At 64.3% G+C, this 11952-nt stretch carries 10 protein-coding genes and 1 other RNA gene; all 11 read right to left on the reverse strand.

Translation table 11 applies throughout. The annotated features are described in order from the left end of the window. Window positions 1–40 precede the first annotated feature (40 nt). The 11 genes from AC0L16_RS16870 to ffs all read right to left on the reverse strand — a co-directional run bounded on the left by AC0L16_RS16870 (window position 41) and on the right by ffs (window position 11633). Window positions 41–787, reverse strand: coding sequence for an ABC transporter ATP-binding protein (locus AC0L16_RS16870; protein ID WP_473622046.1), 747 nt, complete (start codon window positions 785–787; stop codon window positions 41–43). Further along, complete coding sequence (locus AC0L16_RS16875) at window positions 784–1617, reverse strand: ABC transporter ATP-binding protein (protein WP_473622048.1); 834 nt, start codon at window positions 1615–1617, stop codon at window positions 784–786. The genes AC0L16_RS16870 and AC0L16_RS16875 overlap by 4 nt, the downstream gene beginning before the upstream one ends. A 24-nt stretch (window positions 1618–1641) precedes the next feature. Continuing rightward, window positions 1642–2568, reverse strand: a complete 927-nt coding sequence (gene nikC / locus AC0L16_RS16880; protein ID WP_473622049.1) for a nickel transporter permease — start codon at window positions 2566–2568, stop codon at window positions 1642–1644. Between the two features lie 196 nt (window positions 2569–2764). Then, a complete protein-coding gene (locus tag AC0L16_RS16885; protein WP_473622050.1) occupies window positions 2765–3832 on the reverse strand; it encodes an ABC transporter permease in 1068 nt (355 codons plus the stop codon). An 18-nt stretch (window positions 3833–3850) separates the two neighbouring features. Next, window positions 3851–5494: an ABC transporter substrate-binding protein gene (locus tag AC0L16_RS16890; protein WP_473622051.1), complete on the reverse strand. Its 1644-nt coding sequence runs from the start codon at window positions 5492–5494 to the stop codon at window positions 3851–3853. Window positions 5495–5717: 223 nt separating this feature from the next. Beyond that, window positions 5718–6992, reverse strand: coding sequence for a lytic murein transglycosylase (locus AC0L16_RS16895; RefSeq protein WP_473622052.1), 1275 nt, complete (start codon window positions 6990–6992; stop codon window positions 5718–5720). Window positions 6993–7181: 189 nt separating this feature from the next. Continuing rightward, the gene (recR, locus tag AC0L16_RS16900; protein WP_023802085.1) at window positions 7182–7787 is read right to left on the reverse strand and encodes a recombination mediator RecR; all 606 of its coding nucleotides are present in this window, start codon (window positions 7785–7787) and stop codon (window positions 7182–7184) included. Window positions 7788–8079: 292 nt separating this feature from the next. Then, window positions 8080–8973, reverse strand: a complete 894-nt coding sequence (locus AC0L16_RS16905; protein ID WP_473622054.1) for a cell wall hydrolase — start codon at window positions 8971–8973, stop codon at window positions 8080–8082. Window positions 8974–9217: 244 nt separating this feature from the next. Beyond that, window positions 9218–9541, reverse strand: coding sequence for a YbaB/EbfC family nucleoid-associated protein (locus AC0L16_RS16910; RefSeq protein WP_065005911.1), 324 nt, complete (start codon window positions 9539–9541; stop codon window positions 9218–9220). A gap of 70 nt (window positions 9542–9611) precedes the next feature. Next, entirely contained in the window at window positions 9612–11432 is a 1821-nt protein-coding gene (locus tag AC0L16_RS16915) for a DNA polymerase III subunit gamma/tau (protein ID WP_473622055.1), read from the reverse strand. A gap of 104 nt (window positions 11433–11536) precedes the next feature. Further along, window positions 11537–11633: signal recognition particle sRNA small type (gene ffs / locus AC0L16_RS16920), an RNA gene on the reverse strand. Window positions 11634–11952: the final 319 nt, after the last annotated feature.

The following is an 11952-nucleotide window of genomic DNA, read 5'->3' on the forward strand; positions in this document are numbered from 1 at the left end:
CAGAGGGGGGTGGGCGGGAACGCGACGTAAGCGATAGACGTTACGTCCGCACAAACCCCTCGCTGGCCCTGAGCAAATTGCGCGTGTAATCCTTGCTGACGCGGCGCTCGACGAGGTCGCCCGCCGTGAGGTGTTCGACCGCCTCGCCGTTCTGCATCACCATCAGCCGCTCGCACATATGGGTGATGATGGCGAGGTCGTGGCTGACCATCAGGAAGGTCAGCTTGCGCCGCCGCCGGATCGCTTCCAACAGGTTGAGCACCTCCGCCTGCACGGAGGCGTCGAGCGCCGAGGTCGGCTCGTCGAGCAGCAGGATCGCCGGTTCGAGGATGAGCGCCCGCGCGATCGCCACGCGCTGGCGCTGGCCACCCGACAATTGATGCGAATAGCGGAAGCGGAAGCCGGTACCGAGCCCGACCTCGTCGAGCGCCCGCTGGATGCGCTTTTCTCCATCGGCAAAGCCGTGGATGGCGAGCGGCTCCTGCAGCAGGCGGTCGACGGTCTGGCGCGGGTGCAGCGAGCCGTAGGGGTCCTGGAAGACCATCTGCACCTCGCGATAGAACGCCTTGTCGCGGCGTGCGCCGAGTTTTTTCCCGTTGACCGTTATGCTGCCCGAAGCGGCCGGCGCGAGACCGGCGATCGCCCGCAGCAGCGTCGATTTGCCGGAGCCGGATTCGCCGACCAGGCCGAAGGATTCGCCGGATTGCACTTCGAGGCTGACACCCTTCAGCGCGCGAAAGCGATCGAAGACCACCTCCAGCCTGTCGACGGAAAGTGCTGCCGTCATGCCGCCCACTCCGGCTTGCGGTCGAGCACCGGCAGCGGGTGGCGGTCGGCGCCGATTTTGGGCATGCAGTTGAGCAGGCCGCGCGTGTAAGGATGCTGGGCGCGGCCGAGCTCCGACGCCTTGAGTTGCTCGACCACCTTGCCGGCATACATAACGATCACCCGGTCGCAGAACGACGAGACCAGGCGCAGATCGTGCGAGATGAAGATCAGCCCCATGCCGCGCTCGCTGACCAGCCTGTCGAGGATGCCGAGCACGTCGAGCTGCACGGTGACGTCGAGCGCCGAGGTCGGCTCGTCGGCGATCATCATTTCAGGCCCGGCGATCAGCATCATGGCGATCATGGCGCGCTGGCCCATGCCGCCCGAGACCTCGTGCGGATGGAGGTCGAAGACACGGGCGGGATCGCGTATTTGCACCGCCTCCAGCATGGCGAGCGCGCGGTCGCGGGCCTCCGCCTTGCCGACCTTCTCATGCGTGCGCAGCGTCTCGACGATCTGTCGGCCGATGCTCATCACCGGGTCGAGCGAATATTTCGGATCCTGCAGGATCATGGCGATGCGCTTGCCGCGCAGCGCCCGGCGGTCGCGGGGCGAGGCCGCGAGCAGGTCGATGCCGCCGAAGGCAAGTTTGTTGGCAGTGACCTCGGCCTGCGGCGGGGTCAGACCCATGATGGCGCGGCCGGTTTGCGACTTGCCGGAACCGCTCTCGCCGACGATGCCGAGCCGTTCGCGACCGAGCGAGAACGAGACGCCGCGCACCGCCTCGATCCGGCCGGTGCGCGTCGGAAAGGTGACGTGCAGATCGTCGACGTCCAACAGGGTGCTCATTGGTCGCTGCTCATTGATCGCCGCTCATTGGTCACCACTCCGGGGGTCGAGCGCGTCGCGCAGGCCGTCGCCGAGCAGGTTGAAACCGAGGCTGACGACGAGGATGGCAAAACCCGGTGCGCCGGCCACCCACCATTGGTCGAGCACGAAGCGGCGGCCCGAGGCGATCATTGCGCCCCATTCCGGCAGCGGCGGTTGCGCGCCGAGGCCGAGGAAGCCGAGACCGGCGGCGGTCAGGATGATGCCGGCCATGTCGAGCGTCACCCTGACGATCAGCGAGGAGATGCAGAGCGGCATGATGTGGCGCAGCACGATGCGGAACGGCGAGGCGCCCATCAACTGCACCGCCTTGATATAGTCCGAATTGCGCACGGTGAGCGTTTCGGCACGCGCAATACGGGCGTAGGGCGGCCATGAGGTGATGGCGATGGCGAGCACCGCATTCTCGATGCCGGGGCCGAGTGCGGCGACGAAGGCCAGCGCCAGGATCAGCTTCGGAAAGGCGAGAAAGATGTCGGTGATGCGCATCAGGATCGCATCGATCCAGCCGCCGGCATAACCGGCGACGGTGCCGACCAGCAGGCCGATAGGAGCGGCGATGACTGCGACGAGAATGACGACGTAAAGCGTCCATCGCGAGCCGAAGATGACGCGCGAAAGGATGTCGCGGCCGAGGTCGTCGGTGCCGAACCAGTGCTCGGCACTTGGCGCCAGCAGGCGCGAGCCCTTGAGGTCGCCGAATGTCGGCGAATAGGGCGCCAGCACATCGGCAAAGGCGGCGACCACCAGCAAAGCGATGATGATGAGCAGGCCGAGAAACGCCAGCCGATTGGCGGAAAAGCGCCGCCACGCGACATAGGCGCGGCCGAGCCTGGCCTGCATGCGCGACGCCGGCCGCTCGCTGAGCAGCCAGTCGCGACGGGAGAGGGGGCCGGCGTGGGAGGCGGTCATGACGATGCCTCTTGAAGCTGTCGACCCCCACTCCGGTCTGCTTCGCAGACCACCTCTCCCCCGTTCGACGGGGGAGAGGAAAGGCGCCACGCGTGCGACCAGCTTTTCCTCTCCCCCGGGCAGGGGGAGAGGTGGCCCGAAGGGCCGGAGTGGGGGTGATTGGCCGCAGCCAAGCCAGAAAGTGCGATACCTCTGCTCATCTCACTTTGGTCCTCGGATCAAGCACCCGATAGAGCAGGTCGGACAGCAGATTGATGCCGATGAACACCGAGCCGATGATGATGGTGCCGCCGAGCACCGCGTTCATGTCGGCGTTCTGCAGGGAATTGGTGATGTAGAGGCCGATCCCCGGCCATGAGAACACGGTCTCGGTCAGCACCGAGCCTTCGAGCAGGCCGGCATAGGAAAGTGCGATCACGGTGACCATCGGCACCGCCGCGTTGCGCAGCGCGTGGCCCCAGATGATGCGCGTTTCCGACAGGCCCTTGGCGCGCGCCGCGACGATATATTCCTGGGCAAGCTCGTTCAGCATGAACGATCGGGTCATCCGGCTGATATAGGCGAGCGAGAAATAGCCAAGCAGCGAGGCCGGCAGGATGATGTGGCGGAAGGCATCGCGAAACACATCCCACTGCCGCTGCCACAGCGCATCCAGGAGATAGAAGCCGGTGATCGGCGTGAAGGTGTATTCGTAGACGATGTCGAGGCGGCCGGGAAAAGCCACCCATTGCAGCCTGGCATAGAACAGCACAAGCGCCAGCAGTCCCAGCCAGAAGATCGGCACGGAGTAGCCGACCAGGCCGATGATCCGCACGATCTGGTCGATGATGCTGCCCCGGCGGACCGCGGCCAGCACGCCGAGCGGCACACCAAGCAAAGCACCGATCAGCGTTCCCAGCGTCGCCAGCTCGATCGTCGCCGGAAAGGCGCGGCGGATGTCGGTCATCACCGGGTTGGTGGTCAGCACCGAGGTGCCGAAATTGCCGTTCAGGGCATTCCTCACATAGATGTAGAACTGCTCGATCAGCGGCAGGTCGAGCCCCATCTCGCGGCGGGTGCGCTCGACGACATTGGCCGGCGCCCGGTCGCCGAGCACCGCCAGCACCGGGTCGATCGGGATGACCCGGCCGATGAAGAAGGTTACCGCGAGAAGACCGAGATAGGTTGTTATCGCGATGACCAGGAAACGGGCGATCGACGACGCGACAGCGACAGCACGGGCGCTGCCGCGCCCTGCCGTCGCTTCGCTTTCAACAGTACTCATGCGGCGCGTCCGCCGGCGTCACTCCTTGGAGATCTGGCTGACGAAATTGGTGTCGAAGCTCGGGCCGAGCGCGAAGCCCTTGAGGTTCTTGCGCAGGCCGGCCACTTCCAGCTGCTGGTGAACGATGATGAAAGGACTGGTTTCGAGAATCTTCCTCTGCAGATCCTGGTACATTGCGGCGCGCTTGGCCGGATCCTTCTCGAGCAGGGCCGCTTCCGTCTGCTTGGTCAAGTCCGGAATATCCCAGGCGTTGCGCCAGGCCAACGTCTTGGTCTTGCCTTCATCCGAATTGTCGGGGTTGCTGGCGAACGTCTGCGCGTTAGAGTTCGGATCGAAATAGTCCTGGCCCCACTGGCCGATATAGATATCGTGGTTGCGGGCGCGGTATTTGGTCAGCGTCTGCTTGCCGTCGCCGGGAATGATCTCCAGCTTGACGCCGGCCTGGCCGAGCGTCTGCTGGAACGATTCCGCCATGCCGGTCACCGGCTGGGTGTTGCGGACGTCCATGGTGACGCTGAAGCCATCGGCCAAGCCGGCTTTGGCGAGCAGTTCCTTGGCCTTGTCGACGTCCAATTTGAAAGGATTCTCGTCCAGTTCGCCGAGCACGCCTTTCGGCAGGAAGGTCTGGTGGATCTCGCCGATGCCCTTGAGGATGGTCGAGCTCAAGGCATCGTAGTCGACAAGATATTTGAAGGCCTCGCGAACCTCTGATTTGGCGAGGTTCGGGTTCTTCTGGTTGAGGCTGATGTAGAAGACCGTGCCCTTCGGCGCGCTGGTGGTGGTGAGATCGGCGTTCTTGGCGATGGCGTCGAGGTCGTTTGGCTCGAGATTGCGGGCAACGTCGATGTCGCCGGCTTCCAACGCCAGGCGCTGGCCCGAGCTTTCCTTCATGTTGCGATAGATGACGCGGGCAAGCTTGGCCTTTTCGCCGTGATAATTGTCGTTGCGCTCCATGACGACGACCTCGTTGGCCCGCCATTCGCGCAGCTTGAAGGCGCCGGAGCCGGCATAGCCGGTCTTCAGCCAGGCGTTGCCGAAGTCGTTGTCGTATTTGTAATCGTCGCTCGGCGTCACCGCGGCGACATGTTCCTTGACCAGCTTGGCGTCAACGACCGACGCGACGGTTGCCGACAGACAGTTCAGGACGAAGCTCGGCGCATAGGTCTTGTCGACGGTGAACTGGAACGTCGTGTCATCGACGGCCTTGGCCTTCTCGGTGACGTTGTCGCCATTGATGCCGAACTGGCCGATGATGAAGGCCGGGCTCTTGTCGAGCTTGATGGCGCGCTCGAACGAATAGGCGACGTCCGCCGCCGTGATCGGGTTGCCCGAGGCGAATTTCAGGCCGGGCTTGAGCTTGAAAGTGTAGGTCAATCCGTCGTCGGAGACAGTCCAGCTTTCGGCGAGATCGCCCTTGACCTTGGAGGTGTCGCTCAAGTCGAGGCGGACAAGCAGGTCGTAGGTGTTGCCGGTGACCTCTGCGGTCGACAGCTCGAACGCCTCGCCCGGATCCATGGAGATGATGTCGTCGATGGCGAAGCCCTCGACCAGCGTGTCGGCCGGCGTGACAGCAAGGGCAGGCGCACCGGCCAGAAGCAGCGCGGACATGGCAGCGCCGGCAAGCAGGACGCGGGAGCGTAGAGCAAACTTTTCCATCATCATTTTTGACTGTTCCCTGTTTTTGTTGACCTGAGTTCCCGGCTCAGGGTTTGGCATTCACCTGCCTAATCGAACGATGACCCTGAACCGGTCGTCCTGGTGATTTTTATCCAGTTCCGCCTCACCATATCCGGCGGTTTCAGGCGCGGCAACGAGCATTTGCAAAGCTGTTTGTTGGACCAGGATCAGCCAGCCGCCGCCACCGGAAGCGACACCCGCAGTCGCGCTATTTCAACGCGGTGACCAGGTCGGCGTCGGGAAAACAGGTGGCGGCGCGACCGTTCCTGGCCTGCCACTTGCCGATCGACCGGCGCGTCTTGAAACCGGGCAGGCCGTCGGCGCTGCCGACGTCGTAGCCCTCGGCCTCCAGCGCCCGCTGCAAGGCGGCGATATCAGACCTGTGGAGCCCGCCGACCGCACCCCAGCGCCCCGAAAAATTGCTGTCGCCATTGGCGATACGGTCAGCGCCGTGGCCGATGAACAGGGCGTAGAGATCGCTGGTGTTGTATTGCTTCAAGACGTAGAAATTGGGCGTGACGATGAAGGCCGGACCGCTGCGCCCGGCCGGCATCAGAAGAAAGCCTTCGGCCTTCAATTCGCGTGCCGGAAACGGTCTTGCCGCGACACGCTTGATGCCCATATCAACCCACTGGGAAATCCTCTTGCCCTGGTCCGGACCTTCGAGCGAGCAGGAGACCGCTTCCGGCACCGTCACCTCAAAACCCCAGCCGCGGCCCTTCACCCAGCCATAATGGACGAGGTAATTGGCGATCGAGGCCAGCGTGTCCGGCACCGAGTTCCAAATGTCGACCCGACCGTCGCCATCGAAGTCGACGGCATGTCTGAGGAACGAAGTCGGCATGAACTGCGGCTGGCCGAGCGCGCCTGCCCAGGACGATTTCATCGCGCCGACCGGGGCCAGCCCGCGCTCGACGATCTCGAGCGCCGCCACAAGCTCGGTGCGGAAAAAATCCTTCCTGGTCGCCATGTACGCCTTGGTGCCCAGCACTTCGAAAGCGTCGTAGGGCATCTTCGCCGCGCCAAAACCGCTCTCGCGGCCCCAGATCGCCAGCAGCACCTCGCCCGGCACGCCGTAGCGCTTCTCGATCGCGGCAATGGTCCTGGCATTGGCCGCCTTGCGCGCGCGGCCACCAGCGGTCACGGCGCGAACCGTCTTTTCGGCAAAATAGGCGCCGGGCGAACCGAACTCCGCCTGATGCTGCTTTTGCGGCGTCGTCGCCTTTTTGCCCGGCATCATCAGGTCGGGCAGTTTGAGGTTCGGTTTGACGCCGTCGAAGGCGGCGTCGAAGGTTTTTCTGGAGATGCCCTTGGCGTTGGCCTCGGGCCAGAGATCGTCGTTAAGCCAGGCGCGGAACTGGGTGTCGATTCTTGCGGCGGAGACGGGGGCGGCGAGGAGGATTGCAGTCAATACGGCGAGAAAAAAAGCAGCCAATCTGCAAAGTCCGCGTTCTGTCGCGCCCCCCTCTGTCCTGCCGGACATCTCCCCCACTTGGGGGGAGATTGGCAGCTTTGACCACGGCGCCTTTTCTCCAACGCTGGAGGTTGGCGAAAGCCGGCGTAACGGCCGATCTCCCCCCTCGTGGGGGAGATGTCCGGCAGGACAGAGGGGGGCGCCGAGGAATGAAGGCTTTGAAAGATACGTAGCAACCATCATTCGTACCCCCCCTCCTCAAAACGCCGTCCGCGAACGCAGCGCGGCGGCCAGCGTGCCTTCGTCGAGATAGTCGAGTTCGCCGCCGACCGGCACGCCATGCGCCAGCCGCGTTACCTTGATATCGAAGCCGGACAATTGATCGGTGAGATAATGCGCGGTGGTCTGGCCCTCGACCGTGGCGTTGACGGCGAGGATCACCTCCTTGACCTCGCCGCCGGCGACGCGGTCGACCAGCGAGCGGATGTTGAGCTGCTCGGGGCCGATGCCGTCGAGCGGCGACAAGGAGCCGCCGAGCACGTGGTAGCGGACATTCATGGCCGCCGCCCGCTCCAGCGCCCACAGGTCGGCCACGTCTTCGACGACGATAAGCGTGCCGGCATCGCGGCGCGGATCGGTGCAGATCATGCAGGGGTCGGACGTATCGACATTGCCGCAGGTCGAGCAGATGCGCACCTTGTCGACCGCCTCGCTCATGGCGGCAGCGAGCGGCGACAGCAACTGCTCCTTCTTCTTGATGAGGTGAAGCGCTGCCCGCCTGGCCGAACGCGGCCCGAGCCCCGGCACCTTTGCCAGGAGCTGGATCAGGCGTTCGATCTCGGGACCGGCGATTCGCTTCGACATCGCATCGGTTTAGGATTTTTCAATGAGTTTTGGAACACTGCTGCGGCGCGTGTCGTTCAACGCAACGACGCTGCTGCGGGACAATCGCGTCGGCTTGCGCTGCCCCTCATTGCCCTGCCGGGCATTTCTCCCCGTATAGTGACGGGGAGAAAGACGTCATCGCAGATGATTTCGCCAATTTCGGCGTTGCAGAAAGTGCGCCAAGGTTGCGGCCAGCTTCTTTCTCCCCGTTAACGGGGAGAAATGCCCGGCAGGGCAATGAGGGGCGGCGCCAACGCCGACTTCGATCGCCTCAGTAGGATTCCAGTGGCCTGCCCTGGCCGGCGATCATCGCACCGATGGCGTCGGTGTTCTCGGGTGTCGATTCAAACGCCATCGTCGGCTCGGCCGGCGCCGCCGAAAATGACGTGGCCGGTTGCGCACCGGCGGTGCCGCCGAAACGGGCCGAGTCCGGCTCCTGCATCGCCACAAAGGTCACCTTCTCCGGCGTTGCCTTCTCTGAAGTAGCCTTTGCCGGTTGCGATGCGACCGCGGTCACATAGGTTGCCTTGGTGGGCGCTGCCTTGGCGAATTCTGCCTTGGTGACTGGCGCCGCGGAGGCCATGAGCGTCACCGGTGCGGCGCGCGACCCCCGCGGCGTCGCCTGCGCCACCGCGACCGTGGGCTCGTCCGGCAACGGTTTCCAGTTCCGGCCGCGCTTTTCGTAGAAGGCGTTGCCGCCGGCGACCATGGTGTAGTGCATGTTCTTGTAGGGAAAGCGCAGGCCGGCGGTGTGAAAGAACATCGAGTTCTTCAGCTTGGCCTTGCGCTCGCCCCTGAGCACCGCCTCGGCGGCTTCCTCGACATCGGGCATCGCCTTCGAATTCATCGGCCGTGTCATCACGCCCGGCGCGAACTGGCCGCGTTCGCCGACCACCTGGCAAATGGTGTTGCCGTGCTTGCCGGAGCGCAGCCGGTTCATCACCACCGTGCCGACGGCAATCATGCCGTCGCGGCTCGACCGGTTGGATTCGAAGAACATCGCGCGCTGGAGGCACTCCTTGTCCTTCGCTGTGTGGCTGTAGGGCCGGGATCTGACGGTATCGGCCACGGACAGGCCGTGCGTGGTCTGACTGCAACCGGCCAAAAACAGCGGAGAGGTGATGACGCCGAGCAGCAACGGCGTCTTCCATCGGGTCGCGATCAAAGATATCCCCTCATTCTGTCGCCAGCCCGCCTCTGGTTGCGGCAAGAATGAGACACTTTCGGGCAAAAAGATGGCCAAAGCGTTATTAAGTCTGCGGAGTTGCCGAATAGACACAACTGGCCGGCGGGTGGCGTTGATCACGCGCTCTTCGGCCACTGCAACGGCATGACCTTCGAGCGTCGCAGCCTTCGCAGCATAGCCTGCCGAGCCAAGCCATGGGCTCGCTCGACCGGCATACAGCCTCTTAGAACGGCAGCTTCATTCCCGGCGGAATCGGCAGCCCGGCGGTCAGTGCCTGGGTCTTTTCCTGCATCATCTGCTCGACCTTGGCCCTGGCGTCATTGTGGGCGGCGAGAAGCAGATCCTCCAGAATCTCGACCTCGTCCTCCTTGAACAGCGACGGATCGATCTTTAGCGCCTTCATCTCGAACTTACCGGTCAGCGTGACGCTGACCAGGCCGCCGCCGGCCTGTCCGGTGGCTTCCAAGGTGGCGATCTCGTCCTGCATGGCCTGGAACTTGGCCTGCATTTCTTTCGCCTTGCCCATCAGGCCGAGAAGATCTTTCATCGCGTTGTCCTCTACGATTGATTTGTTTCTTGTTTAAGCATGATCTTCTCCGAATTTTCGGGATCATGCTCTAGTTTTCGTCTTCGTCAGCGGGCGGCTCGATCGGAACCTCGGCCTCCACCGCATCGGCTTCCGGCGCGTCGGGAATGCGCACGTCGATGATCTTGGCGCCGGGAAACCGCGCCAGGATGGCGGCGACGGTCGGGTCGCTCTTGGCATCGAGGAGGGCGTTTTCGCGCTTGGTCGATTCCATCTCGGCCAGCGTCTGGCCGCCCGCTTCCTTCGACAGCGACACCAGCCAGCTCCGGCCGGTCCAGGCGCGCAATTTGGCGGTCAGATCATTGAGCAGCATCTTCGGCGCGTCATCGGTCAGGCTGACGTCGATGCGGCCCGGCTCGATGCGCACCAGGCGCACGCAGCGCTTGACCAGCACCTTGAAGGCGATGTCGCGCTGGGCGTCGGCAAGGGCGACGATGTCGGCCAGCGATTTCACCGGCACCGGCGGCGCATCGGCGACCGGCGCCGGCGCCGGAACGAAAGGCGCAGGCATCGGCTCGGGTTCGACCAGCCGCATCGTCTGGGCGCCGCCATTGGCCGTCGGCATCCGCGTCTGCGCCACGGCGCTGGCGCCGCCGTTGCCGGGATTTGCTGGACCGGGATTTGCTGGGCCGGGCGCAGCATTCGAGCGTGGCGCGCCATTCGGCACCGACGCTGCGCCCTCCAGCGATTTCAGGGCCTCGTCCAGTGTCGGCAGGTCGGCGGCATGCGCCAGCCGGATCAGCACCATTTCGGCGGCACTGACCGGCCGGTTGGAGGACTGCACCTCGGGAATGCCTTTCAACAGCATCTGCCAGGTCCGCGACAGCACCCTGACCGACAGCGCCTTGGCGAAATCGGCGCCGCGCCGGCGCTCGTCCTCCGACAGCGAGGCGTCGTCGAGGGCCGACGGCACGAAGCGCAGCCGGGTGACGAGATGGTTGAACTCGGCCAAGTCGGTCAGCATAGCGGCCGGATCGGCGCCGGTGTCGTACTGGTTGCGGAATTCGGCCAGTGCGGCCGCCACATCGCCCTTCATCACATGTTCGAACAGGTCGACGATGCGGGCGCGGTCGGCCAGCCCGAGCATGGCGCGCACCGCTTCGGCGCTGACTGCGCCGCTGCCATGGGCGATCGCCTGGTCGAGAATGGACAAGGAATCGCGCGCCGAGCCCTCGGCCGCGCGGGCGATCATCGCCAGCGCGTCGTCATCGACCGAGATGCCTTCTTTTCCGGCGATCGAGGAGAGGTGCGCGACCAACGTGCCGGCATCGATACGCCTGAGATCGAAGCGCTGGCAGCGCGACAGAACGGTGATCGGAACTTTTCTGATTTCGGTGGTGGCGAAGATGAATTTGACGTGCGGCGGCGGCTCTTCCAGCGTCTTCAGCAGGCCGTTGAAGGCCTGGGTCGAGAGCATGTGCACTTCGTCGATGATGTAGACCTTGTAGCGCGCCGACACCGGCGCGTAGCGCACGCGCTCGATGATGTCTCTGATGTCGTCGATGCCGGTGTGCGAGGCGGCGTCCATCTCGATGACGTCGACATGGCGGCCTTCCATGATCGCCTGGCAATGCTCGCCTGGCACGGCAAGATCGACCGAAGGCTGGTCGACGGTCGATGTTTTGTAGTTCAGGGACCGCGCCAGTATGCGCGCCGTCGTCGTCTTGCCGACACCGCGCACGCCGGTCAGCATCCAGGCCTGGGCGATGCGGCCGGTCGCGAAAGCGTTGGTGAGGGTGCGGACCATCGGCTCCTGGCCGATCAGTTCGGAGAAATTGGCAGGACGGTATTTGCGCGCCAGAACGCGGTAGGCGGCAGCCTTTTCCGTTCCCGAATTTCCGGCTTCGCTCATTCGCCCGTAAAGCTCCAAGGGCCGCGGCTCAAGGCGGCCGATTCCTGCGCATAGTTTCGCCCGCAGGGCTTGGTGCCGTCAATGTCGCGGGAGAAGGCGAAGAGGTGGGAGGCTGGAACAATGACCCGTTCCGGGCTCGTTAGGGCTGCTTCCTTCCGGACCTGACCCGGTTGGCGAGTGGACCGTCCACCACCAACCTCCCGCTTTCCATATCGGCAATCCGGCAATGAAATGCAAGGGCACAGTGACGGGGAGCGAAACCAGAAATAAAAACCGCCCGGGGGGCGAGACGGTGGCTTCATTCCAACTCGGGTTCCTCGCCCCCACGAAAGTGGGGGAGAGGTGGCTCGGCGGAGCCGAGACGGAGAGGGGGAACCGCGCCCTACGAAGCCCCCTCTCCGGGCGCGGGGGGGGCCCCCCCCCCCCCCCGGGGGGGGGGGGGGGGGCCCCCCGGGTTTAAACCACAACCACCCGGGGTTGGCCGGCCCAAAAACCCCCCCAAAAAGGGGGGTTATAAAAA

This window comes from Mesorhizobium sp. WSM4848, assembly GCF_055811375.1.

Bases quoted from the DNA above. Each gene is read 5' to 3' on its own strand.
- AC0L16_RS16890 (WP_473622051.1), bottom strand. From the start codon at position 5,494: ATGATGATGGAAAAGTTTGCTCTACGCTCCCGCGTCCTGCTTGCCGGC.
- AC0L16_RS16870 (WP_473622046.1), bottom strand. From the start codon at position 787: ATGACGGCAGCACTTTCCGTCGACAGGCTGGAGGTGGTCTTCGATCGC.
- AC0L16_RS16915 (WP_473622055.1), bottom strand. From the start codon at position 11,432: ATGAGCGAAGCCGGAAATTCGGGAACGGAAAAGGCTGCCGCCTACCGC.
- AC0L16_RS16875 (WP_473622048.1), bottom strand. From the start codon at position 1,617: ATGAGCACCCTGTTGGACGTCGACGATCTGCACGTCACCTTTCCGACG.
- AC0L16_RS16895 (WP_473622052.1), bottom strand. From the start codon at position 6,992: ATGTCCGGCAGGACAGAGGGGGGCGCGACAGAACGCGGACTTTGCAGA.
- nikC (WP_473622049.1), bottom strand. From the start codon at position 2,568: ATGACCGCCTCCCACGCCGGCCCCCTCTCCCGTCGCGACTGGCTGCTC.
- AC0L16_RS16910 (WP_065005911.1), bottom strand. From the start codon at position 9,541: ATGAAAGATCTTCTCGGCCTGATGGGCAAGGCGAAAGAAATGCAGGCC.
- recR (WP_023802085.1), bottom strand. From the start codon at position 7,787: ATGTCGAAGCGAATCGCCGGTCCCGAGATCGAACGCCTGATCCAGCTC.
- AC0L16_RS16885 (WP_473622050.1), bottom strand. From the start codon at position 3,832: ATGAGTACTGTTGAAAGCGAAGCGACGGCAGGGCGCGGCAGCGCCCGT.